The organism is Roseovarius sp. AK1035, assembly GCF_003288315.1.
Lineage (GTDB): Bacteria > Pseudomonadota > Alphaproteobacteria > Rhodobacterales > Rhodobacteraceae > Roseovarius > Roseovarius mucosus_A.
In genome coordinates this window covers 1390342-1415969 of the sequence record NZ_CP030099.1, presented here as the reverse complement: position 1 = coordinate 1415969, position 25628 = coordinate 1390342, and the positions used below count along the sequence as shown (strand labels likewise).

The window sequence follows — 25628 nt, the reverse complement described above, 5'->3', positions numbered from 1 at the left end:
CTGGAGCGATTTCCCCCTTTCCCGCAGGTTGGGGACAGGTCAGACTCGGCTGGGCGGGAAAACGGGGCAGGCATATGCGCGCGATCATGCTGAGCGGAGGACTTGCTAGCCTAACGGCGGGGGCCGTCTGGGCGCATGCGGGCGAACAGGGGTTTGTCCTACTGTTGCCTACAGATGTTTACATCGCTGCCGGGGGCCTTACCGTGGCGCTGACCGTGGCGCTCTTGGCCATTCTGCCGGGGGAATTTGCCGAACGGTTGTTCCGACCCATCGGGATTGCCCGCCTGCGCCCCTCTGTTTTTGCACGTTATTTCATCAGTCTTGCAGTGTCAGCCCTGCTGGGTTGGCTGGTCTGGCGGGGGTTGACCGGGCCGGGTGATCCGGGCGTCAATCCCTTGCCGCTGGCGATCTGGGTGGTGTTCTGGATTGTGCTGGTCACGGTTCAAGGGGTGGTTGGGGATGTCTGGCGTTGGCTTAATCCTTGGGTGGGGGTGGGTGTCTTGCTGCACCACCTCACCGGGATGCGCGCGCCCTTGCGCTATCCCCGCGCCTTGGGCCATTGGCCTGGCGTATTGGGTTTCCTTGCCTTTTCCGGGTTTCTTCTGGCCGATCCGGCCCCTGCCGATCCGGGGCGGCTGGCGGTGGTGGTGGGCTTTTACTGGTATGCCATGCTGGCCGGGCTGATGCTTTTCGGCCCTGCCTGGCTGGTGCGGGCCGAGGCACTCACAGTGTTGATGCGCGCCTATAGACGGATGAGTTTTCTGGGCTTTTCAAACGGTTGCATTTCCATTGGGCTCCCCGGCTGGAAGATTGCAAAAGGCCGCACCGTCAGCTTGGGGCTGGCTTGCTTCTGTCTGATCCTGCTTGGCTCTGGCAGTTTCGATGGGATCAATGAAACATTCCTCTGGCTGGGCATTCTGGGCCTGAACCCGTTAGAGTTTCCGGGCCGCTCTGCAGTCATCTCCCCCAACATCTTGGGGTTAATTTTAGCCAACACCGCACTTATTGTGGTCTTTGCCACCGCCCTTTGGCTGGGTGAGCGGCTGGCAGGGGGGCGACCGCGCGCCTTGCGCGGGCTCTTTTGCCTCTATGCGCCCACCCTGCTGCCGATCGCTCTGGCCTATCACATTGCCCATTACCTGACCGCGTTTCTGCTGGATGGACAGTATGTTCTGGCCGCCATTGCACGGGCGCTGGGCCTTTCAGACCTTACAATTTCCGCCGGATTCCTGAACACCCCCGGACCGGTCAAGCTGATCTGGATGACGCAGGCGGGCGCCGTGGTCGCAGGCCATGTGATCGCCATTCTGCTGGCACATGCGCTGGCAATGCGCGCAGGCGAAGGGCGGCGGCGCGCCGTGCTGGGACAGGTGCCGCTCGCCCTTTTCATGGTGGCCTATACTGTCTTTGGCCTCTGGCTATTGGCGACGCCGCGGGGGGCGTGACACGTTAACCGCTGGACAACCCCTAGGGGCTTGCGCAAGGTATGCAGGTGCGGCATTTGCCCTGTAAGGGCGATTGATCTTTGGAGGATGCGCGATGAACACCCCGAAACATGGCCAGCAAACCGGGCCGAAAACCGGCATCACGCGGCGCGGGGCCCTTGTCGGTGGCGTTGCGGCGGCAAGCCTGCCGCTCTGGGCGCGCTACAGCCATGCGCAGACCGCAGCCCCCATCAAAATCGGCTTTCAGGTGCATCGCACCGGCATCGGTGCCGCCTATGGCCGCTGGTATGACCGCACCACGCAGGCGGCGGTCAAGCTGATCAACGAGGGTGGCGGCATCAATGGCCGCATGGTCGAGATTGTCGCCGAGGATGACGGCACAGACCCCAAGCGCGGGGCAGAGGTGGTCGAGAAATTCGCCAATCAGCATGGCTGTGACATCGGGTTTGGCACGCTGTTCAGCCATGTCGTCATTGGCTCTGCGCCGCGTGCGGGCGAATTGAAGCTGCCGTATTTCGTGGTCTCCGAAGGGCATCACGTCGCCTCTGGGATGCTCAACCGCTACACGCTGCAACCGGGCATCACAGATGTCAAAAGCCAGGTTCAGGCGATGGCGCCCTATGTGGCGGCGAACCTTGGCAAAAAGGTCACGATGGTCTTCCCGGACTTCGCCTTTGGCCACGATCACCGCGATTTCTTTACCCAAGCGATCGAGGCTCAGGGCGGCGAGGTACTGGCGCATATCGCAATCCCGCCCTCGGAAACCTCATTCACCAAGTATTTCCCCAAGATCCCGCGCGATACCGAAGTTCTCTATCACGTCATGGTCGGGCCTGCCGTGCTGACCTTCGTCAAGGAGCTGGGCGAGTTCTTTGGTGGGCAGGGTCCGGCGCTCTTCGGCTTTATTGACAGTCTAGAGGCGGTGGCGATTGACAGCCCCGGTCTGGAATTCCTTGAAAACAGCTATTTCTGGGAAGGCATGTGCCGCGATCAGCAACCGGACGAAAGCGCGCATGAAACTGCCTATCGTGCGGCGGTGGGGGTCAACGAGCGGGGGTCGTCGATCAGCGACCCGCGGGACGTGTCGACCTATGCGCATATGTTTGGCTGCTGGGAAACGCTGCATGTCATCAAGGCCGGGATGGAGGCGGCGGGCTATACCGGGCCGCAGGACCGTGCCGCGTTGATCGAGGCGGTCGAGGCGATGACAACTCTGCCCGAGAGCCTTGCGCATCCGCAGGGCGACAAGATTTTCAACGGCAAGACGCATCAGGTCTTTGGCCATCAGAATATCAGCCGGGTTGAGGGCGGAAAACTGGTGCGCGTGCATCGCACCTCTATCGAGGATACGCTTTATCCCGATGAGGTGGATTACACGGCTCAGCCCTTCTAAGGCGAGTTTGGCAAGCGGGGCGATAGGGTGAAGCGGAGGCTTGTTCTGATAGGGCTGGCGGCGTCGGTTCTGGCGGGGTGCGGCGCGCCGCCCCCGCCCCCCGAGGCGCAAGAGGTGACGCGGCTTGCGGCGGCGATCCGTGGGCTTGGACCAGACGTAGACCCCGAAGAGGCCGCGCGCGCCGCGCGCATCGCCTATGAGCATACCCACCGCCTTGCGCTGGAATACGAGATCACCGATCCGCCCATTGTGCACAACACCAAGGTCAACATGGGGCTGAAACCGCGCGGCCTTTGCTGGCATTGGGCGCGCGATATGGAGGACCGCTTAAAGCTCGAGGAATTCCAGACGCTTGATCTGCACCGCGCGGTGGCCAATGCCGAGAATGCCTTTCGGTTGGAACACAGCACCGCGATTGTCAGCGCCAAAGGCGATGATTTTCGCAAGGGCATCGTGCTGGACCCGTGGCGTCGGGGCGGTCGGCTGACTTGGGCCCCCGTCACCGAGGACCGCGCCTATAAATGGGAGCCCCGCAACGAGGTGGTGGCCCGCGCGCTAGAGCGCAAGCATGGCCAGATCGTGACCCTGACCGATGATGACCGCATCCTGATGGGCGGGTTGGAGTTTGCCGCGCAATGACGTGGCACCGCACATGGCCCTAGGATGGAGTTAGGCCCCTATCTCGTTCTGGCCACGCTCGAGGGCGCGGTGACTGCGGCAGTGCTGGCACTGACGGCTGTGGGGCTCAGCCTTGTGTTTGGCGTGATGCGGGTGGTCAATATCGCGCATGGCGAGTTTTTCATGCTCGGCGCGGTGCTGGCGTGGTGGATCGCGCAGAGCGTGGTGGGGCATCCCGCCATCGGCTTTGCACTGGCGCTGGTGGCAGCGCCACTGATCGTGGGGGCGCTGGCGGTGGCCGCCGATATGACGATCCTCAAACGGCTGGAGTATGATCCAGAGCGCACCATCGTCGCCACAATCGGTCTTTTGTATATCATTCAGCAGGTCACGCTGATGGGCTACGGCCCGGATGCGCGCCCCGTCGAGGCACCGTTCAACACGCGGATTGCACTCCCATGGTTTGAACATGGGGCCGAGGGCTGGGCGATGATCTGGCCTTGGGGGCTGGGCACGACCACTTACAAACTGGCAGTGATCGGTGCAGCGGTGGTGCTGCTCTGCGCCGTCTGGGCCTTGATGACCCGCACCCGCATCGGGCTGGTCATGCGGGCCACGCAGGCGGATCGCGACATGGCGCTGGCCTTTGGCATCCCGGTCGAACGGGTTTATGCGCTGGTCTTTGGTCTGGGGGCGGCGCTGGCGGCGCTGGCGGGCGTGCTGATCGTGCCGATACAACAGGCGCATTACCTTATGGGCGCGGACCCGCTCTTGCTGTCGTTTATCGTGGTGATCATTGGCGGGCTAGGAAGCCTGCCTGGCACAGTGCTGGCGGCGGTGCTGATCGGCCTCAGCGACGGGATCATCTCGGTCTTTTTCTCGCCCACGCTGGCCAAGATATTGGCGACGCTGCTTGTAGGTCTGGTTCTGGTATTCCGCCCACAGGGTCTATTCGGGGGGCGCAGCACGTGAGGGTCTATGCCCTGCATGTCGGGCTGCTGGCTCTGCTCTTGGCGCTGCATTTCGTGCTGCCTGCCTATCACCACGGCAATCTGGCGCGGGTGATGGTGCTGGCGAGTTACGCGATGGGCTATAACCTCATGTTCGGGTACACGGGGCTGCTCAGCTTGGGCCATGCGCTGTTTTTCGCGGCGGGGATGTATGGGATGGGCCTCGGCGTGCAGCATCTGGGGCTGACACCGGCACCGGCGCTGATCCTTGGGGTGTTGGCCGGGGCGGCGGTGGCGGGCGTGTTGGCAGCGCTGGCGCTGCGCACGGCCGGGGTCGCCTTTATGATCGTGACGCTGATGTTCGCACAGGCGGGCTACCTCACCGTGCTCTATTTCGGGGCGCTGACGCGGGGCGATGAGGGGTTCGTGATCCAACAGACACAGCGGATGCTCTGGGGTATTGACCTGAGCGATGAGGGCAATCGCTATCTCGCGGCGCTGCTCTTGTTCGGGCTTTGCCTGATGCTTTGCCTCTGGCTGGTGCGGTCGCCCTTTGGCCGGGTGCTGGTGGCGATCCGCGAGAATGAAGAGCGGGTACGCATGCTGGGCTATGACGTCTTCGCCCATAAATTCGCGGTCATGGTGATTTCGGGGACGATGGCAGCGGCGGCGGGGGCGGCGTATGGCCTCTTGTTTGGCTATGTGGGGGCGACATTCGCCTCGGTGCAATATTCAATCTTTCCGCTCTTGTGGGTGCTTTTGGGCGGGGCGGGCACGGTGCTGGGGCCATTCATCGGCACGCTCTTCATGTTCTATCTGATTGATCTTAGCTCGGGCGTGACCACGGCCTATATGCTCATTGCCGGTGTGGCGCTGGTGGCGCTGACACTCTTTGCGCCGCAAGGGTTGATGGGCGACGTGCGGCGACGGTTCTGGCGGGGGATGCCGTGATGCTGCTATCCACGCGGGGGCTATCCAAGAATTTTGCCGGGTTGCGCGCAGTCGAGGATGTGGATTTCGACCTACCCAAGGGCGAGATTCGCGCCCTGATCGGCCCCAATGGCGCAGGCAAAACAACGCTGGTGGGCATGATTTCCGGGCGTATTCCCCCGACTGCGGGGCGGGTAAGCTTCGATGGGCAAGACATCACCGCCCTGCCCGCACATCGGCGGATGCAGTTGGGCATGGCCTATACGTTTCAGATCACCTCGGTTTTTGGCCGGCTCAGTGTGCGGGAGAACGTAGCCCTTGCCGCGCGTCGGCATCTGCATGGCGCGGCGGTAGAGACCGCTGTCGATCAGGCGCTGGCGCGGGTCGGGCTGGCAGAGCGCGCCGACCAAGAGGCGGGCGATCTGGCCTATGGGCATCAGCGCCTCTTGGAGATTGCGATGGGCCTTGCCCAATCCCCGCGCCTCTTGATCCTTGACGAGCCGACACAAGGCCTTGCCGAGGGCGAGATCGACAGCTTTCTGCGCCTGATCCGCGAGGTGGCGCAAGAGGCGACCATCCTGCTGATCGAGCATAACATGCGGGTGGTGATGGATCTGGCGGACCGGATCACCGTACTGGATGGTGGCCGGGTGCTGGCCGAGGGGACACCTGCGGAAATCCATGCCAACCGCGCGGTGCAGGCCGCCTATCTGGGGGGCGTGTCCGATGCTGCGGCTGGATAGGGTCTGCGCGGGCTATGGTCGCGCGCAGGTGCTGCGCGATCTGAGCCTAGAGGTGCAGGCGGGTGAAATCCTGTGCCTTTTGGGGCGCAACGGCGCGGGCAAAAGCACGACAATGCGCGCGATCATGGGGCTCTTGCCGCTTATCTCCGGGTCAATCTGGCTGGGACAGCAACAGTTGAGCACGCTACCCGCGCATCAGGTGCCCCGCGCCGGTGTGGGCTATGTGCCCCAGGGGCGGCGGCTCTTTACAGACCTGACCGTGGCGCAGAACCTTGAAATTGGCCTCATGGCGCGGCAAAGCGGGCCAGAGGTGCGCGCAGAGGTGCTGGCGCTTTTTCCCCGCCTGCGCGAGCGGTTGGGACAGAAGGCGCAAACCCTCTCGGGGGGCGAACAACAGATGCTCGCCATGGCGCGCGCGCTCTGCCTGCGCCCCCAAGTTCTATTGCTCGACGAGCCAACTGAAGGGTTGCAGCCCTCGATGATCGCGGCCATTCGCGAGGTGATTGTCGGGTTGCGGGCATCTGGCGTTGCGGTTCTGCTGGTCGAACAACGGGTCGATGCGGTGCTCGATGTGGCCGACCGGGTGGCGTTTCTCGAGAATGGCACGGGCGGGTCGGTGATGACCGCCCAGGCGCTGCGCGCCGACCGCAGCCTCGTGGATCGTTACGTCGGGGTTTAGCGCAGGTTGTACAAAAGGCACTTGGCTGTGCGCTTGTCGCAGAGGCGCAGGGGCACCGCGCATCTGTCGCTCGGATAGCCTGTCGGCAACTACCTATGGCTTCAAAAGGTCTCTGGTTTCAAAAGGATGCGCGATCTTAACGACGATCACGCATCCTTTTATGTTTTTTAGAGGAACTGGAAGTCGTCGACCCCCAGCACAGAGGCATCAACACCCTCCAACAGAATGATCTGACCGTTCACATTGATCTGCGCGCCTTCATCTGCCTGGGTAATACCCAACGCATCCACAAAGCCCTGCAAACCATTGCCCCCGTTGCTGATGTTCACCTCGCCGGTATCGGGATTGACGATACGGATCAACAAGCGGTCCGTGCCATCCTCGAAATCGGTAATAACATCAAGCTCACCGTCAACGAAGGCGCTGAAGACAAAGATATCCGCATCTGCGCCACCGGTCATGATGTCATTTCCAGCGCCGCCGTTGATCGTATCATTGCCGGTGCCGCCATCAATCACGTCGTTGCGCCCACCCCCAGCGAGGAAGTCATTGCCTGCCCCACCGCTGATGTCGTCATCGCCTTCACCGCCACCGATCTGATCATTACCAGCGCCGCCGTCGATCGTATCACGCCCGGCACCGCCGCCAATCTGATCGTTTCCGACCCCGCCATTAATCACATCGTTGCCAAAGCTACCAGAGATCGAGTCATTACCGTCGCCGCCGTCCAGTGTGTCGTTGCCAGCACCACCGGCAACCACGTCAGCGCCAGTGCCGCCCGACAGTAAGTCGTCGCCAAAGCCACCACCCATGGTGTCGTTACCATCGCCACCGTTGAGCGTGTCATTGCCCAGACCGCCCCCCAGAGAGTCATTGCCGGCGTCGCCGTTCACAACGTCATCGCCGTCCCCCCCTGCAACAGTGTCATTGCCGTCACCACCGGACAGGGTGTCATTGCCAGCTTCGCCAAACAACGAGTCGCTGCCCAGCCCACCGGAAATACTATCGTCTCCGTCAAGGCCACCAATCAGGTCATCGCCATCGCTACCGATCAGCGTGTCATTCTCATTGGTGGATACAGGCCCCTCATCGACGTCATTGACTGTCAGGCTCAGTGACGCTGTGCCATCAGGGGTCCCACCAACACTCGCATCATTCACAGTGACGGAAACATCGAGCTGCGCCTTGGTTTCAAAGTCAAGCGACGCACCAGCGCGCAGGAACAAGGCCGTTCCAACGATCTCGAACAGAGCCGCGTCAGCACCGGCCAAGGCCAGAGTGTTGATGCCCTGCTCATCATCCGACACGACGATGTCCGCAACCTTGATCCGAGACGTGGTGTCAGCATCTTCGTCTACGTCTGTGGTTACATTTGCGAGCGTTACCACCGGCGCATCGTTCACCGCGTTCACCGTCACATTGACCACGACCGTATCCGTGCCGCCGTTCCCATCCGTGACCGAGACCGTAAAGGCATCCGTCCCGTTGAAATCGGCATCCGGCGTATAGGTGTAGCCGCCATTGGCCGAGACCGTCACCGATCCGTTCGCCGGGGCACCGCCCGTGGCCAGCGCAAAGCTCAGGCTGTCGCCGTCCACATCCGTGGCCGTCACCGTCCCAGAGATCGCCTGATCCTCACCCGTGCTGATCGCCGCATCCGCCTGCGCCACCGGCGCATCGTTCACCGCGTTCACCGTCACATTGACCACGACCGTATCCGTGCCGCCGTTGCCATCCGTGACCGAGACCGTGAAGGCATCCGTCCCGTTGAAATCGGCATCCGGCGTATAGGTGTAGCCGCCATTGGCCGAGACCGTCACCGATCCGTTCGCCGGGGCACCGCCCGTGGCCAGCGCAAAGCTCAGGCTGTCGCCGTCCACATCCGTGGCCGTCACCGTCCCAGAGATCGCCTGATCCTCACCCGTGCTGATCGCCGCATCCGCCTGCGCCACCGGCGCATCGTTGACCGCGTTCACCGTCACATTGACCACGACCGTATCCGTGCCGCCGTTGCCATCCGTGACCGAGACCGTGAAGGCATCCGTCCCGTTGAAATCGGCATCCGGCGTGTAGGTGTAGCCGCCATTGGCCGAGATCGTCACCGATCCGTTCGCCGGGGCACCGCCCGAGGCAAGCGCAAAGCTCAGGCTGTCGCCGTCCACATCCGTGGCCGTCACCGTCCCAGAGATCGCCTGATCCTCACCCGTGCTGATCGCCGCATCCGCCTGCGCCACCGGCGCATCGTTGACCGCGTTCACCGTCACATTGACCACGACCGTATCCGTGCCGCCGTTCCCATCCGTGACCGAGACCGTGAAGGCATCCGTCCCGTTGAAATCGGCATCCGGCGTATAGGTGTAGCCGCCATTGGCCGAGATCGTCACCGATCCGTTCGCCGGGGCACCGCCCGTGGCCAGCGCAAAGCTCAGGCTGTCGCCGTCCACATCCGTGGCCGTCACCGTCCCAGAGATCGCCTGATCCTCACCCGTGCTGATCGCCGCATCCGCCTGCGCCACCGGCGCATCGTTGACCGCGTTCACCGTCACATTGACCACGACCGTATCCGTGCCGCCGTTGCCATCCGTGACCGAGACCGTGAAGGCATCCGTCCCGTTGAAATCGGCATCCGGCGTATAGGTATAGCCGCCATTGGCCGAGATCGTCACCGATCCGTTCGCCGGGGCACCGCCCGAGGCCAGCGCAAAGCTCAGGCTGTCGCCGTCCACATCCGTGGCCGTCACCGTCCCAGAGATCGCCTGATCCTCACCCGTGCTGATCGCCGCATCCGCCTGCGCCACCGGCGCATCGTTGACCGGCAACAGATCCAGCGTGGCGCTTGCTGTGGCCGTCAACAGCCCGTCCGACACTGTGTAGGAGAATGTCACATCCCCATTGTCATTCAGGTCAGGCGTATACGTCCAAGTGCCATCCTCATTGTCGACCAGAGATCCATTGCCGCTGGTCAGAGCCAGAGCCGTGATCTCGAGCACGGCACCCGTATCCACATCGCTGGCACCTGACAAAAGCTGCGCTTCGGTGATGATCCGAACCGTGTCTTCATTGGATGCAAGAAGCGTGACTTGTACGGCTGTCGGCGCGTCATTATCGCCGGTCACCTGCACGGTGACGGTTGTTGTCGATTGTGCCGAACCGCTGTCTTGGACGGTATATTGGAACGTCGCTGTCGAGGTCACACCCGCAGCCAGACTATCCGGCGCGGTGAGCGTGTAATCGCCATTGGCGCTGAGGTTCACCACGACCCCGTCAATCGTCGTGATCCGGAACCCGTCAGCCGTTGCAACCGCAGTCGCTGTGACAGAGCTGCTGGCGTCCACAATGGTCGGGATGTCGTTGATATCGACATCCGTATCATTCGCGAGAAGATTGCCCGTCACAGAGGCGGCCGTATCTTCTGTCGCGGTGATTGTGTCAGGCGCAGCCAGGATCGCGTCGTTGACACCCGTGATAGTGACCGAAACCGTGGCCGTATCCGTGCCACCATTCCCATCACTGACCGTGTAGGTAAAGCTGTCGACCGCAGTCTCGCCCGCCGCCAGTTCATTGAACCGAGCGGTGGAAGAGGTGAGGTTATAGAACAGCTGCCCATTGGACTGCAGCGTCACCTCAGCGCCCCAATCGGTAGTGATGACACCGGCAGACGCGCCGACGGTTGCCGATCCACCAACAGGCTGCGCCCCATCCGCCAGATCCGCCAGCGCAGTTACGCTGAGCGTGTCATTTTCGGGATCGCTGTCTGCCGTGCCGATGCTCAACACGTTGAAGGCAGACGCGAACGATCCCTCGGTCACACCAAAGGCATCATTGACGGCAATCGGGCTGTCGTTCGTTGCCGTGATAGAGACCGAAATGGTCTGCTGCTCGGCGGCAGCCCCATCACCATCCGTCAGATCGAGCGTGATCTCGCGCGATGCAACGGGCGTGGCGTCGGTGGTCGCATAGCTTAGCGCGTTGATCACCGCCTGCACATCCGCCGCAAAGGCCGCGGCAAGGAAGCTGACCGAAAGCGTGGCAGTGCCTTGGCCCGTTACCGTGCCGACCTGCGTGCCACCGACCGAAACCGCACTATCCACAACGCTGACGCTGCCAGAGGTGTCAAGATCAAGAAGGTCGGTCGCATCGCCGTCCACCACAGAGGCCGTGAAGGTGCCGGTGTCATAATCCAGACCATCCACATCGGTCAGACTGGCCTGAGCCGCGATCAGTGTCGCAACAGGCGCGGCTGCATCGACCGCTTCGACATGGGTCGCCGCAACCTGGCTCGACACATCAATCTCGGTCGCATCGTTCACAGCTGTAACCGTAACATCGACAACCTGCGTGACAGACCCACCCAGACCGTCCGAGACCGTCACAGTAAAGCTGTCCACGCCGTTGAAGTTCGCATCAGGCGTATAGCTCCAGGTGCCGGTGTTCGGGTCTACGGTAACGCTCCCGTTTGCGGCGCTATCGCCATCCTCGATGGAAAACCCGAGGATCGCCCCGTCATCCACATCATCCGCCACAATCGTGCCGGTGATTGCACCCTCATCTTCTGCCCCGGTGCCGGTGATGTCCGACTCGGCCACCACAATAACCGGCGCATCATTGGTGCCGCGCACTGTGAAGGTGATCGTGCCCGTATTGTCGCTCAGCCCCTCGCTGTCAGTGACGGTAAAGCTCACCACAACCGAGATTTCTTCATCGACATCCAGCGACTGATAGACCTCCGTCGCCGCGTTAACACTGAATGCCCCGGTCTCGCCGCTATAGGAGATACCTGCCTCGGCCTGCGTGACCACATTGCCCTCGACGGTCACGCCGTCGATGGACAGAGAGGACGGATCAATGTTGCCATCCACATCGGACGCAAAGACCGACAGCGGAATCTCACCAAAGGCTTCGCCAAACTCTGAAACGACGATGCCGTTAAAGACTTCGTCCTCGATCACAACCGGGAAGGTTTCTGCCGGAACCTGATTGGCAACAGGTGCCTCGTTCACATCCGTCACCGTCAGGGTGAAGTCTGTCGTTGCGTCTGGCGTATCGCCAACCGTCCCGTCATCGACCTCGACAGTAACGTTAAAGCTATTGTCCGCCCCTGCATCGGCTGGAGCCTCGAAATTCGGAGCCTCCCCAACATAATGCAGCTCAAGCCCGGTATCCGTGCTCACCACCGCGAAGAAGGCGGCATCAGCCCCAGTCAACGTAACACCGTTTACCCCAAGCGCATCGTCCGTGATGGTGATATCCGCCACTTTGATGCCGGACCCGATGACCGAATTTTCAGCCAAGGTCGACGTCGTGTTGTCAAGGCTGACCGCTGTGGGGGCCTCGTTCACATCCGTCACTGTGATTGCAAACGCCTGTTCCGTCATGTTGGTGCCATCAAAGGCCTCAACCACAACATTGTAGATGTTGTTGCCACCCATATCGGTCGGCATCTCGAAATCAGGTGCGCTGACAAATTCGAGCGTATAAACCCCCTCGTCCTCAACAACGCGGAACGCCGCCTGATCATCCCCACCAACGATGGTAAAGCTGATACCAGATTGATCGGTGTCTACATCGGTGGCAGACAACCGAACGACAGAGGTTTCGTTCTCCGCCACGCTTTGTGCGGCGTTGATTGCAAACACAGGCGCTGTGTCATTCGCATCCAAAATCGTGATCGTGAAGTCTTCGGTCGAGGTGGAACCGTCTGCGCTCATCGCCTGCACAGTGATCGTATGGCTTTCTGCGGTTTCGAAATCCGGGCGTGGGGCCATGGCTGCTGTCGAAAGACGCACTTCGCCTGTCGCTGCATCAATCTCGAAAATCCCACCGGCGCTATCGGTCAAGCTATAGGTAACGCCATTGGTGGTTGCATCTGCATCAGAGGCGGACGCCACAATACCGACCAGAGTACCGGGGCCTGCGTTTTCAGAAACCTCATTCGCAGCGGCATTGCTATCCACCGGCGTGGTCACGTCGAACTCATTCACATCATTGATCGTGATTGTGAACGTCGAGGTGACACTTGCCGCACCATTGGCCGGTGTTGCCTGGACGTCGATGGTCAGAGAGCTGCCTGTCTCCCGGTCGATGTTTGCGCCCGAGGCGACGGACACAACGCCCGTTTCGGCATCAATGACAAAGTTTGTGGCACCAGTGCCCCCGACGATGGCATAGGTTATTGCGCCAGATGTAATATCCGCATCGGTTGAGGCGGCGGTAATTCCGACCGTCCCCAATGCGGCATTCTCATCAACGCTCCCACCCGCCACACCGTCTGCATCCACCGGAGCCGTGGTCAGGTTATCGTCCACATCCGTGACGTTGACGGTGATCTCTTGCGTATCGGTGCCACCGTTGCCGTCGCTGACCGTCACGGTCAGAACGTGCTCAATGTCGGTTTCCGCATCCAGCGATTGACCCGCCACAAGTGAGATGTCGCCTGTGGTGGCATCAATCTCAAAGAGACCAGCATCGTTCCCTGCGGAAATGCTGTAGCTCAGCACATCGCTCAGATCGACATCTGTTCCCGAAGCGGTCGCAATGACCGTGGCTGCATCAAGATCCTCTGCAACCGTGACCCCATCCGCCGCCGAGGCGACAGGGCTGTCATTGGTGCCGGTGATCGTGATCGTCACGGTCTGAGTGTCGGTTGCACTGTCGGTCTCGGACAGGTCGTCTGCGGTCAGTGTATAGGTGACCACCAGCGTCTCACCCGCAGCGAGGAAATCGAACGCCGCATCGCCAGAGGCGCCCGATGCAAAGGCCCACGTAAAGTCAGAGCCAGTGCCATCCGCACCCAAAACCACGGTGTCGCCAAAGCCGGTCTCCGCCGCAGTACCCGCCGCCAGTTGCATCATCGCGGCAAGTGCCGCGCTGTCCAAAGGCACGGTGCCCGCAAAGGTCCCACCAGATACCACCGCCCCGGTCACCGAAACGGTCACCTCATCTCGCGTATCCTCATCGGAAACCGACAGCGTGCCAGAGGTTGTGATGGCCGCATCCATCGCCCCATCCGCGGCCTCAGTTGCGGCACCTGAAATCGCCAGACCGCCCCCCAAAGCCCCGGCAATCACCGGTGCATCATTGGTTCCGACAATCGCAATCGAAACCCGCTGAACAACCGATCCCCCATCACCATCGTTGACGGTGATGTCATAGACCTGCGGGCTGGTGCCGAGCGCTTCACCTTCGGCCAGCGCATTGAGCGTGGCATCGGGAATGCTGAAGGTCCATGTGAATGTCCCCTCATCCACGGTTTCGCCCGAGGGTGAAAACTGGATCGTTCCCACAAAGCCCGGCGCAAGCGCCGCAAAGCCAAAGCTGGGGATGCCATTGCTGTCGACATCGGCAAACGAAATGGTGCCAGACACGACAACCAGATCGCCCTCGTCCGCCTCCGCCTGCTCCTTGGCGGCCACATTCACCACACCTTGGTCAACCTCAGGATCGGTTCCGGTAATGGTCGGGTTATCGTTCACACCGTCAATGTTGATCACCAGCCCGGTCTCGGACGTGGCCCCTTGCGGGTCTGTCGCGCGCAGCGTGGTCGTGATGATGGGGTTCTGATCAGCACGCAGACTGTTGATACCCGCATCATTCGGCTCAAAGCTGTAAGCGCCACTCGATTGCACCGTCAGCGTGCCCAATTCCACACCATTCAACGGGGCTTCGGTCACGACCGCGTTGCCGACACGATCAAAGTAGAAGGTTTGCGATGTGGCACCTTCTGCAACCTCCTGCCCTGCAATCGAATACACCATCGCGTCGACATGCCCGCTGTCGCGGTCTGTGGCAGACAGAGTCCCCCCTTGTGCTGCAAAATCATCCGCAGCGGCTGTGTCGGTGATGTTGATGGCATCGACCGAGGCCAGTTCCGGCGTGTCATTGGCCGGGGTGATATCCACCGTCAACGTCGCGGTATCGAACGCACCGTGCTCATCCGTCACAACAATCGTGAAGGTCTCATTCGGTTCGGCATCTGCGGCCAGCCCCTGCAACTTTGCCGCATCAGGCGTGTAAGTATAGCTGCCATCAGACAAGACCGTCAGCGTCCCATACTTACCCTCTAGGGAAGTCTCGCCCATTACGGGTTCTTGGCCGCTGATCGCGTAGGTCAGAACCGCCCCATTATCGACATCCGACCCAACCAGCGTATCCGAAACCGAAGACAGCGTGTCATCGCCAGCCGTATCGACAATCGCCGGTGCTGTCGTCACGTCCTCCAGAACCGGGCCGTCATTTGCCCCGGTGATGGTGATCGTCGCGGTCTGAGAGACCTCCCCGCCATTTCCATCCGTCACCGTGTAGCTATAGGTGATCACTGCGCTCTCACCCACCGCCAGTGCGGTGTAGGCATCGGGATCAACCGTCAGGCTGTTGCCATCCATAGACACCGTCACGCCGCTGTCGTCACCGCTGTCAAGCATCAGGCCGGACACAGTGAGCACGTCGCCCGTGTCGACATCCGACGCACCGCTCAGGAGATTGACAGTAAAGCCCTCTGCATCCTCGGTCTGCTCTGCCGATACGGGCCCCTCCACAACCGGCGCATCGTTGACCGGATTCACCGTGATCGTCACCGTGTCGATGTCGGTCAGTGCGCCACCCTCGCCGGTGCTGCCGCCATCATCCGTGGTCATGGTCAAGGTCACATCGCCATTCGCATCCTGCGCGGGCGTAAAGACCGGAGTGGTTTCAGTCGCCAGATAAGCGTTGATATCCGCCAACGTCCCGGTCAGCGTGATCGAATTCGTCCCCGACCCCGCAACCGTAACCGAACCAGCCTCCAACGCCGCAATCGTGCCTGCGCCGTCTGCGACCGCAAGGGTCACGGTAATCGTGCCCTCACCGGCGTCTACATCCGACACTGACAACCCGGTCAGCGCCACAGCGGTATCCTCGTCCGTGCTCAGGGTCTCGGGCACGGTGTTCACCGGGGCATCGTTGACCGCGTTGACCGTGACGCTGACCTCTACCGTATCGGTGCCACCATTGCCGTCGGAAACCGCGACCGTAAAGGCATCCGTCCCGTTGAAATCGGCGTTCGGAACATAGGTGTAGGTGCCATCTGTGTTCACGGTGACAGACCCGTTCTCCGGGCTACCACCATCCGCAAGCGCAAAGCTCAGCTCGTCGCCGTCCACATCCGTGGCCAGCACCGTGCCGGAAATTCCCACCGCATCCTCATCGCCGCTGATCTCAACGTCAGACTCAGCAACATCGATAACCGGCAGGTCATTCGTGCCAGTGATGGTAAAGGTGATGTCTTGTGTATCGGTGCCGCCGTTGTTGTCCTCAACCGTCACCGTATAGGTGATGCTCAGAACTTCTCCGGCAGCGAGGAAATCAAACTGCCCATCGGTGATTTCAAACGACCAACCAACCGTGTTGCCAACCGCATCAGAGGCGTTTGCCGCCGTAGCATCGAAGGACAGGGAACCTGTGGGTCCTTCATAGGCTTCATCAACCTCAGCATCCAATGCAACCGAGGTCACTTCCGCCGTAACGGTATGGGTATCTGCACCACCCGCGCCCCCGCTGGCCGGCAGGGTCGAGGTGTCGGCATCGTCAAAGCTGATGGTGCCGGTCAGCGTCTGCGTAGTCACAGACCCGCTGGCGACATCACCCTGATCTTCGGTCAGGGCCAGGTCGCCGGTTGCCGCGGTGATCACCGGCGCGTCATTCGTGCCGGTAAAGGTCAGCACGATATTGCGGCTCGTGGTGGCCGTGCCATCCGAGATCGACACTTGGTAGGATTGAGTAAAGGTCTCGCCTTCAGTCAAAGTGTCGAGCACAAGATCATCGAGGTCGAAGCTATAGAACACCTCGCCAGCCTCAGCGACCGATGTGCCGGTCGGCGCAACAAAGCCCGCCGAGAATGTGCCGACATAATTCGCCAAAAGCGCGGCACCCTCACCAACGTCTTGCACAGGTTCAACTGTAACCTGAAGCGCCGAAAGATCGCCCGGATCAACGTCATTGAACGTGATCGAGCCATTTACAGTCGGGCGCGCGGCATTCTCGCCTGCGTCCAAATCCGGCAGCTCGGTCACAGAGGCCGCAAAATCATCCTCTTCCACGATATAGGGCGCATCATTCGCACCGGTGACACGGATGACCGTTGTCACTTCGTTATCGGTCGTGGTGATGCCGTCCGGCGAGGTGGTTGTGACCGTATAGGTCAGCGCCACATCAATGAATTCACCAGTGTCCAACGCGTCAAACACGGCGGCATTGCGGTCAAAGGTGACAACTCCGTTCAAGGCGTCGCTAAGGTCAAACGCCGCTTGGGCATCCGACGCAACAAATCCTGTGGGGATATTGCCCGAGGCGGACACGCTGGTTGTCCCGGTGATCGCGCGGGTGTCGTTGGCGTCCAGTTCGGTGACCGTGGTTACCCAGATTTCATCATCGCTATCGTCACCGGTGCCCAGCAGGTTGACGGTAACGGTCGCTTCAGGTGTCAGTGCAACCTGATCCAAAACGCTGTTCTCGTCGATGACCAGCGCGTCACCTTCGGCAAACTCATTCGTCGCATCGGCCACAACAACCGGCGCATCATTGGTGCCGGTGATCGTGATCGTGACTTTTTGAACGGCAGAGACCGAATTTTCATTGCCGTCCTCATCCGTGCCGTCAAACGCTCTGCCATCATTCACGGTGACATCATAAACCACCGTCAGCGTCTCACCGGCCCCTAGGAAATCGGCAAGGCTATCAGCAAGGCTAAAGCTCCAGTCGACTTGCCGCGGATCACCAAGGTTGATGGCAGCAGCAAAGGCCGCATCCAGCGCCGCCTCTAGGTCCTCGGGCAGCGGCGTCACATCCGACGCAGTGCCAAGATTGTCGGCCCCATTCACATCCGTCCATGTCACAGAAACGCGGCTCGCAGAAACGCTGTGCGCATCCGAAAAATCGGCATCGGCGATGCTCAACGTGCCTGCGGTAACCAGGGTTTCCCCCATCAGGCCGGTTGATTCCGTCAACTCACCTGTGGCTGAATCCCCATCCCCGATCACAATCTCGGGCCGGTCATTGGTGCCGTTGACCGTTACGGTCACGGTTTCGGTGTCGGTCGCGTCGCCGTCATTGGCAGTCACGGTAAAGTTGAGCGTGATGCTCTCGCCCGCAGCAAGATAGTCGAACGTTTCGCTGCCGCTATCAAAGCTCCAGGTGATCTGACCGCTTGCATTGCCAGCACCCGTCTCAAGCGGGGTACCGCCGCTGATGGTCATCATGCCCTGAAGCGCCGCGTCATCCTCTTCAAAGCCGCCCAATGTGCCCGATGCCGATACGGCAGTCACAGATATTGCAACCGAATCATTCGCATCCACATCCGATACGGTCAGCGTGCCGCTGGCAGTCAGGTTTGCAGCATCGGATTCCAAAACGTTGCCCAAGGTTGAATCCGGACCCAACGGACCCGACAATTCACCCCCGAAGAGTTCAATCACAGGGGCATCATTGCTGCCGGTCACAGTAACTGTGACGGTATCCTCAGAATATCCACCCAGCCCATCGGCCACGCGCACAGTGAAGGTGTCGGTAACTACGACACCCGCGGCGAGCGCCTGCGTGTCTTCGTCGCGATCGTCCAACTGATAGGACCACTCACCATCGCTGTGCAAAACAAGGAAACCATAGGTGCCAACGGCCTCGGCGGCGGAACCATTGGCCACGGAATGCTCGATTGCCTCGCCGTTCACCCCGGTGATCGACCAGATCACCTGATCCGTACCTCCGGTGTCAACATCCGACACCGAGAAGCTGCCAGAGGCGTCCGGATCACCCGAGGAGAGTGGCCCCTCGGGCTCAAGTTTTGGATCCGCGCTGCCGTCTTGCTCTGTGACCGAGGTATCGGCCCCCTCATTCGCAACGATCACCGGCGCATCATTGGTGCCGTTGATGGTGATCACCACATCTTGTGTGCTCGTTGCACCCCGGTCATCGGTCACGGTAACCGTGAAAGTCTCCGAGACGGATTCCGAGTCGTGAAGCGACTGAACCGCTTCGGCGGTGTTATCCAGCGTGAAGGTCCAATTGCCCGAAGCATCTACCGCAAAACTGCCGTAAACCCCTTCAACAGTCAGGGAATCTGTCTGTGCTTGGCCAGCCATGGTATCAGCCCCAGCGCTCCAGATCAGATCGACCGGTGCATCCTCGGCATCCACATCATCCGCGCTCAGCGTGCCGGTTGCGGTGGTCGGTGGGGTGTTGATGGCTTCGTTCTCGGCGTTGACGCCTGCCTCCTCGACCGTCCCAACGTCCTGCCCTTCGCCAAAGCTGATCACCGGCGTGTCATTCGCGCCCGTGATGTTGACGGTCAGCGTCGCGCTTGCCTCATTGCCCAGGCCACCGCCATTGTTGGCGATGGTATAGTCAAAAACCTCGGTTACAGCTTGATCGGCATTCAGCGCCTGTGTCGCGGCCAGCGTGTTATCCAGCACGTAACGATAGCTGCCATCGGCACTGACAAAGAGCGACCCATAGGTGCCTGCGATCTCGGTTTCACCCTCGACGGCAACCGGTACGCTGGTTTCGCCAAAGGCGATCTCGCTCACAACCAAGGCTGCGGCTTCGCCATCATCGGCATCGGTCCAATTGCCATCCGCCGACAGATTGCCTGTGGCTTCTGCTGTGCCTTCACCACCATTCTCGACGCCGCCTGCTTCGACCACCGTGGTCGCGGCAGTGCTGCTGGCTCCGATCTGCGGCACGTCATTCGTGCCGGTAATGGTGATCGTCACAACCTGCGTATCGGTCGCGTTCGCGGTCTCGGAATCGTCCGTCGCCGTCAGCGTATATTCCAAAATCAGCGTTTCGCCCGCAGGCAGGAAATCAAACGGCGAGCTTTCCGGGTTGCCCGCGCTGAACTGCCAGGTGAAATCCGAGCCCGCAGTCGCATCCGCCGCCATCGCGGCAGTCTCGGAGCCGAGGAGGCCGACAGTGCCGTCGCCCGCCACGACCTCTAGCATCGCCAGCAGGGTGGTATTGTCGAGCGGGTTCGTGCCCGCAAAGCTGCCCGATGTCGCCACCGAGGACACTGCGACCGTCACCGTGTCGCTGGTGTCGATATCTGCCACGGTCAACGTGCCCGTCGCCGTCAGCGATTGGTCACTGCTGCCGTCATCGACAACCTCAGTCAGATCCGCCGAAACGGCCGTGCCGGAAATCACCGGCGCATCATTGCTGCCTTCAATGGTAACCACGATCCGCTGGACAAAGCTCAGGCCGCCAACAGTTTCGGTCGTCGTCACGTCATAGACCTGCGTGATGCTCTCGCCATCTGCCAGCGCATCGACAATCGCCATCTGGGCCGCCAGGGTCGTCGGATTGGTGATCGGTGCGCCGATGTTAAAGGTCCATTGCACCGTGCCATTGCCATCGCCCTGAATCGGATCAGAGAACCCCGCCTGGAACACCCCAAGGAAGGTGCCATTGGTGCTGGAAATATTCGACACCGTGACCGAGTGGCTATTGGCCACATCGTCGTCATGCACACCAAAGGTGCCGGTGGTGCCAAAGGGCGTGGCATTCTCGCCAAGCACCCCATCTTCGCGCTCGGTCACCGTTCCGGTCAGATCATTCTCACCCGGCACCAGTTCCGGCGCATCGTTCAGATCGGTCAGCGTGATCGACAGGACCGACGCCGTGGTATTGCCCGCGTTATCCGTACCGGTCACGGAAATATCAAAGCTCGGGCCGTTCTCTTCGAGGTCAAAGAACCCGCGCGCGGCCTCGGTGTCGATGATCTGGACCATGAAACCGTCCTCGCCATCGCTGACAATCTCGACATGTGCGTTAACCGCCGCTTCCCCTGTCAGGGCATAGGTCGTGCCATCAGCACCCGACAGCTTGGCCAGAACGATGGGCGTGCCAGTGGTCGCAGCATTCTGATCGGGGATTTCGGCAATCGTGACAGACTCGGTCTCAGAGGCTGTGCTCTCGGTGTCAATCGCGGTGCCGGTCGCCACTTCGGACACAGCAGAGATTACATTGCCTGCCACGTCCTGCGCCCCCGAGACACCCACTGTGATCGCGGCCAGATCGACATTCTGATCCACAACCGTATAGGTGATTGTCAGGCTCAAGCCATCCATCGACCATGCGCGCTCGGCTTCTGTAAAGCTGCTGGCAGACGCCGTATCCAGAGTGACCGTCGGATCAACAGCCGTATCCATCGCTTCGTTGAACGCAATCGTCAGCGTGACAGAGCCATCGACATCACCGTCAATCACAGTGCCTTCAACGCCAGAGCCCCCCGCAAGGGTCACGGACGCAATCATAGGGGCGCTGGCGTCCAGATCAAAGCCGTTCGACTGAACCTGCGCCGTATTGCCCGCCGTATCGGTCACGTCCAACGTAACCGAAAGAGTGCCGTCGCTCAGCGCATCCATTTGCATGGAATCAAGCGAAATCGGGCTGGATGACACGCTGGTCAGCCCCGCAACAACAACCGAGCCGCCACCAGTGGATGTGATCGTCAAAGTCCCTGTCGCATCGGCATCAATGCCGCTGAATGCAACCTGAATTGCCTCTCCTGCGTTGAAGGTCGAGTCGTCCACCCCTGCGCCCTCAAACGCGACAGAGAGGTTCGGCGCGGCATCGGCAATCGTGTCAAGAGCAATGGTATCGGTTGAAGTTGCAACGTTGGTGCTCACATCCGTCACCGTCACCGTTGCCGTCAGCGTGCCGTCCGACAAAGTGTCGAGTTGCGCCGCCGAAAGGGTCGCCGTGGCGCTGCCATCGGTAATCGCGCCAAGGGTTGCTGTCACTGTTGTGGTGCCATCCGAGACGGTCACCACAACCGATGCCTGATCGGCATCAATACCAGTCACGGTCAGCGTTTGATCGCCTGCGGCATCGGTCGCGTTCAGCACGGCATCGCCATGATCAAAAGCAACCGCAAGGTTGCTATCCGCATCGGCCGATGTATCCGAAAGCAGCACACCATCCGCGAAGCTGCCTTCAGTGACGGTCAAACCGCCGAAAGCACCAATCTGGGTAGCGTCCCCCCCCGATGGTGCTCGGGCCGTCAGGAAAACGTCCTGACCGCCGGTATTCTCCCAATAGAGCACCTCGACATTGTGCAGGCCTGCGGTGAGGTTGACGACGGAAGATGTCGACCAACCAAGATTGATACCAGTGCCCGAAAATCGCTGCGCAACAATCACACCGTCGATAAACAGAACAAACCCATCATCAGCGTCGTGACCAAAGGTCCAGTTACCTCCTTCAAAGAAATCTACAACGCCTTTGAAGCGCACAGCAAAACCGTCCCCCGTCAATCCAGACAAATTGGGATCGAACAAGCTGACGGTCTCGGACGTAGTGGACGTAGTGGTGCCATTCAAAAGCTCAAATGCGAGCTCGTTCGTATTGATGGTGCCGGCGGACGTTGCGTATTCAACTGAAAAAGCCATTGGTGATGCTCCTGCTTTATTTTTTGATGCCGCGCTCTGCGGCGTGATCTGTGCTTACGCAAGCGGTGGGTGATGCCCCGCTTGCGCCATGAAATTTGAAATTATTGAGGGTCGCGCTTTGCCCGCGCGCGGATGGCAACATCTGCCAATTGGCCTAAGAAACCCGCACAATCGTCAACGTTAGCCATTGGGAATTCTCCTGATCGGTCAGTAAGGAACTGGTCCGGCGGCACCATGATGGAGGGCCGGGATAAGCGTGATGGAAGGACAAGGGACGCTAGACTGCCTGCTTCCGGACTAGCCCGGCAACAGGTCTGCCGTGGTCTTGCCTGCGTGTTGTCTAAGGCTTGGCCCGTCGCGCGCGCCTGAGCTGGGGTCACTGTATAATGCCAAGGCATGGACCGAATTCGGCCCGCCAGTGGCATCTGCTGCTCCCGGGCTACCGCGTAACCCTCTGCACAAATTCACATGCAGCTTGGGTCTTACGGAAGATAGCCCTGAACCTTGGGCCATTGATCGATAGCTAGTAATTTCGTGCCTCCCCACCTGACGCCAAGTTCAGACTGAACTCCGGCCGCAGTCTTCCATCCGCATAAAGCGCCTAAGCACCTGAAAATGCGGGTTATTACCGTGTAATTTTTAGTGTTTTGTTTTGGTGCTGATGAATTCTAGGACAGTGATGAAAATCCATATCTTGAGATTGAAACAGTCGGTCACTCACACTCGAACATTGCTCAACGCTACGAAAGATACTCGTTAAGATCGAAAGATAGCTCACTCCACTCGAACGTAACCATTTCGCGCCCCAGCAAACAAGAATGAAACTTGCATTTGTTATGTTTTTTAAACAAAAAATGCTTTCTGAAACCCAAAACTTGCGAATTTTCAATTCTAAGGAAAGTTAAAAATTTGTTAATACCGCATAAGCTGAAAATCTTTTCTGAGAACCCGATGGGGCGTCCCCCCTTTCGTTTCAGGTCAATCGCTTTTTCAGTCACCAAAACACGCCTTGATTCAATGGATTAGAAACCTCCCTGAGATGTGCTTTGGTCCGTCAGCTCTCCCAGAACCTGTCAGCCCAGAGCTGTCTCTGCGCCCGCGCCATGCTGAAAGTTTGGCTTTACATATAAAAATCAGATACTTACTCAGGTCAGTAAAGAAACTACCTATGATTGTTCAGTGAACTGAAATAATCCACACGTCCGCCCAGGTTGTTTGGCGCATGATCAAGTACCGTTTTGGCATTATGATTTACACGAATTGCTGTCCGGCTGGGTCATATCTATTCGCCCCCCTATCGCGCCAGAGCATGAAGCATGAAAAAGCCATTCTTGGCATAGGATCGCAAGGTGCGGCCAACCGCCCGATACACATCCACGCCCCCCTGCCTCCCAAAGGGTCAAGCTGGGCGACCATTTCGCCACACGCCGCAGGCTGATCGCGCTGCAAGCATGGCCGAGTTTTGCACAGCCGCTCGCGGCATCAGATCACCAGCGGTCCGGCCCGGTTCTCGATCAACCGCACCAGCGATAGCGCCGTCAACGCTGACGATTTCGGATTGCTGGCAAGGGGCAGGTTATCCAGCACAATCTCCATCCGTCCAAAGTCGCCCTGTGCTGTCACGCGATGACGGTTGCCCGTGGCATCGGGATCGGCGATCAGGCGAAGCTGGGTTTGGTCGGGGCCTAACCCCGCCAGCGCAGTGATCAGCGCCACATTGGCATTTTGCGGAAAGCGCCGCGCCGCCTCGCGGGCTGTGCCATCGAAAAAGCAATGCTGCGCGGTCAGGCCAGACAGGTCACACAGGCGTTCCGCCTCGGTCCCGCGCCAGGCAGGGGCAGGTTTGACAATCTCGTGAACCACTGACGCCAGCGGCAACCGCGCCGCCGCCGCCAGCGCGTCAATGCCACCCAGCGCCCCCGGCGGAATCAGCACTTGCCGCCTGTTGCGCCGCGCAACGTCCAAAAGTGCCTCAAGCGTTCCCTCATCGGCAAAGGCCGAGGTTGAGGCAGGCACGAAATCGGCCCCCGCACTCAAGGATGCAAGGCCCCATGGCATCACCGCCGCCCGGCCCGCCGCCTCAACCACCAGATCGGGTGTCAGCGCGGCCAGCGCGGCAGGGTCATCAATCAGCGGCACGCCAATATCACGCGCAGTATCACGCACAGCAACCCCAACCAGATCGACCGGCGCGGCGCGCGCCTTCAAAAGGCGCGCAACCTCCGATCCAATGGCCCCCCAACCAACCAGAACCAGTCTCATCCTATAAACCCCTCGCTCGGTCGATGGCACAGGGGCGCTGTCGCAGTCATCCGGCGCTCATTCTGGCTGATACCGGCAATGTCCAAAACCACCCAATGCAACGTCGCTTGATCCTTCATGTACAGCCTTTGCTGGCCTTTGGTGCGCCACACGATCAAACCATCCTCGCCGCCATATGTCTTTAGCGAAATGAAGAGAACAAAGAACACCGGCACGAAGACCCGCGTCATCGACAAAAACGCGCCCCGCCTTCCCGCAAAGAAAGCCCTAATGGGGCGGCCATTTTCACAGCATATCTCGCTCAACGGCATCCTATGCGCAGTTTGCAGCCCTCCACCGGCTAAACCGCCAAATCGAATGTCATGACTTATAGACCAACAAAATTTGAAATTCCGCTTCCGAGACAAGCGGCCGATCACACGGCTAAACTGACTGGCATGTGCTCGGGCGGGTCGAATGTTTCCAAGACTGGCACTCCAGATAAAATATATACCTTTCCATGACATCCCCGCCAGCAGCCGCGCGATATGCTGGCGTCCAGAACCACCCGGCTTGACCGCGTCACATCATACACAGCCCCCCGGTTGGCGCGAGATATTCGACGTTTCCGTCGGCGCGGACTGGCTCGCTTGGGTCATTCCTCACCAAACCTGACAGAAACTTTATTTGGCTGTTGCAAGCAATGAGTGGTTAGCTTCGCAGACAAGACTGCGTAGCCTGAGAGGTAGAACCATGCGCAAGCAACTATTTTTGGCGGCAATGATGCTGCCTATGCCTCTGGCCGCTCTTGCGGCCGAGGGTGAACGCGTTCAGGTCCGGGGCGAGATCATTGATACCTGGTGCTATTACTCTGGCGTGATGGGCGGCCCGGACGCGGTGACCGGCTCGGCGCATCACACCTGTGCGCTCTGGTGTTCGGCTGGGGGCATCCCTGTGGGCCTGCTGGGCGATGACGGTCAGGTCTACATGGTGCTCAAGATCGCGGGCGACGACGGCTCTGCCGGGGGCGATACGCAGCTGCGCCTTGCCAGCCACGAGATTACGGCGGATGGCCTGCTCTATCATCGCGACGGGCTGAATTATCTGGTGGTAGAGGAAGTGGTCACCGATCACGGGATCACGAAACTCAACCACGAGGATTACGGGGTAGTTCCGCCGTTCGCCATTCCAAAGCCAGCTCAGTGAGGGGACG

11 protein-coding genes are annotated in these 25628 nt (G+C 60.1%); 8 read left to right on the top strand and 3 right to left on the bottom strand.

What is annotated here, in order from left to right:
• Positions 1–74: 74 nt before the first annotated feature.
• The 7 genes from RAK1035_RS06720 to RAK1035_RS06690 all read left to right on the top strand — a co-directional run bounded on the left by RAK1035_RS06720 (position 75) and on the right by RAK1035_RS06690 (position 6758).
• Positions 75–1445: a hypothetical protein gene (locus RAK1035_RS06720; RefSeq protein ID WP_008281375.1), complete on the top strand. Its 1371-nt coding sequence runs from the start codon at positions 75–77 to the stop codon at positions 1443–1445.
• 94 nt (positions 1446–1539) lie between these two features.
• Positions 1540–2838 (top strand): ABC transporter substrate-binding protein, encoded by a 1299-nt coding sequence (locus RAK1035_RS06715; protein WP_008281374.1) that lies wholly within the window; start codon positions 1540–1542, stop codon positions 2836–2838.
• A 27-nt stretch (positions 2839–2865) separates the two neighbouring features.
• Positions 2866–3477 carry a hypothetical protein gene (locus tag RAK1035_RS06710; RefSeq protein ID WP_008281373.1) on the top strand — a complete coding sequence of 204 codons (612 nt, stop codon included), beginning with the start codon at positions 2866–2868 and terminating at the stop codon, positions 3475–3477.
• Positions 3478–3501: 24 nt separating this feature from the next.
• Positions 3502–4428, top strand: a complete 927-nt coding sequence (locus tag RAK1035_RS06705) for a branched-chain amino acid ABC transporter permease (RefSeq protein WP_008281372.1) — start codon at positions 3502–3504, stop codon at positions 4426–4428.
• The gene (locus RAK1035_RS06700; RefSeq protein WP_008281371.1) at positions 4425–5357 is read left to right on the top strand and encodes a branched-chain amino acid ABC transporter permease; all 933 of its coding nucleotides are present in this window, start codon (positions 4425–4427) and stop codon (positions 5355–5357) included. The genes RAK1035_RS06705 and RAK1035_RS06700 overlap by 4 nt, the downstream gene beginning before the upstream one ends.
• A complete protein-coding gene (locus RAK1035_RS06695; RefSeq protein ID WP_008281370.1) occupies positions 5357–6079 on the top strand; it encodes an ABC transporter ATP-binding protein in 723 nt (240 codons plus the stop codon). The genes RAK1035_RS06700 and RAK1035_RS06695 overlap by 1 nt, the downstream gene beginning before the upstream one ends.
• Positions 6063–6758, top strand: a complete 696-nt coding sequence (locus tag RAK1035_RS06690; RefSeq protein WP_008281369.1) for an ABC transporter ATP-binding protein — start codon at positions 6063–6065, stop codon at positions 6756–6758. Before RAK1035_RS06695 ends, RAK1035_RS06690 begins: the two co-directional genes overlap by 17 nt.
• A gap of 167 nt (positions 6759–6925) precedes the next feature.
• Here the strand turns inward: RAK1035_RS06690 and RAK1035_RS06685 are convergent, their stop codons facing one another.
• The 3 genes from RAK1035_RS06685 to RAK1035_RS20370 form a co-directional block, all read right to left on the bottom strand.
• A complete protein-coding gene (locus tag RAK1035_RS06685; RefSeq protein WP_008281368.1) occupies positions 6926–22174 on the bottom strand; it encodes a tandem-95 repeat protein in 15249 nt (5082 codons plus the stop codon).
• A 1482-nt stretch (positions 22175–23656) separates the two neighbouring features.
• Entirely contained in the window at positions 23657–24436 is a 780-nt protein-coding gene (locus RAK1035_RS06680) for an aspartate dehydrogenase (protein ID WP_008281366.1), read from the bottom strand.
• A complete protein-coding gene (locus RAK1035_RS20370) occupies positions 24433–24741 on the bottom strand; it encodes a hypothetical protein (RefSeq protein WP_157132406.1) in 309 nt (102 codons plus the stop codon). The genes RAK1035_RS06680 and RAK1035_RS20370 overlap by 4 nt, the downstream gene beginning before the upstream one ends.
• A gap of 427 nt (positions 24742–25168) precedes the next feature.
• Between RAK1035_RS20370 and RAK1035_RS06670 the strand changes: the two genes are divergently transcribed.
• A complete protein-coding gene (locus tag RAK1035_RS06670; RefSeq protein ID WP_008281364.1) occupies positions 25169–25621 on the top strand; it encodes a hypothetical protein in 453 nt (150 codons plus the stop codon).
• The last annotated feature ends 7 nt before the right edge of the window (positions 25622–25628 follow it).

Bases quoted from the DNA above. Each gene is read 5' to 3' on its own strand.
- RAK1035_RS06720 (WP_008281375.1), top strand. From the start codon at position 75: ATGCGCGCGATCATGCTGAGCGGAGGACTTGCTAGCCTAACGGCGGGG.
- RAK1035_RS06715 (WP_008281374.1), top strand. From the start codon at position 1,540: ATGAACACCCCGAAACATGGCCAGCAAACCGGGCCGAAAACCGGCATC.
- RAK1035_RS06705 (WP_008281372.1), top strand. From the start codon at position 3,502: ATGGAGTTAGGCCCCTATCTCGTTCTGGCCACGCTCGAGGGCGCGGTG.
- RAK1035_RS06695 (WP_008281370.1), top strand. From the start codon at position 5,357: ATGCTGCTATCCACGCGGGGGCTATCCAAGAATTTTGCCGGGTTGCGC.
- RAK1035_RS06690 (WP_008281369.1), top strand. From the start codon at position 6,063: ATGCTGCGGCTGGATAGGGTCTGCGCGGGCTATGGTCGCGCGCAGGTG.
- RAK1035_RS06685 (WP_008281368.1), bottom strand. From the start codon at position 22,174: ATGGCTTTTTCAGTTGAATACGCAACGTCCGCCGGCACCATCAATACG.
- RAK1035_RS06680 (WP_008281366.1), bottom strand. From the start codon at position 24,436: ATGAGACTGGTTCTGGTTGGTTGGGGGGCCATTGGATCGGAGGTTGCG.
- RAK1035_RS06670 (WP_008281364.1), top strand. From the start codon at position 25,169: ATGCGCAAGCAACTATTTTTGGCGGCAATGATGCTGCCTATGCCTCTG.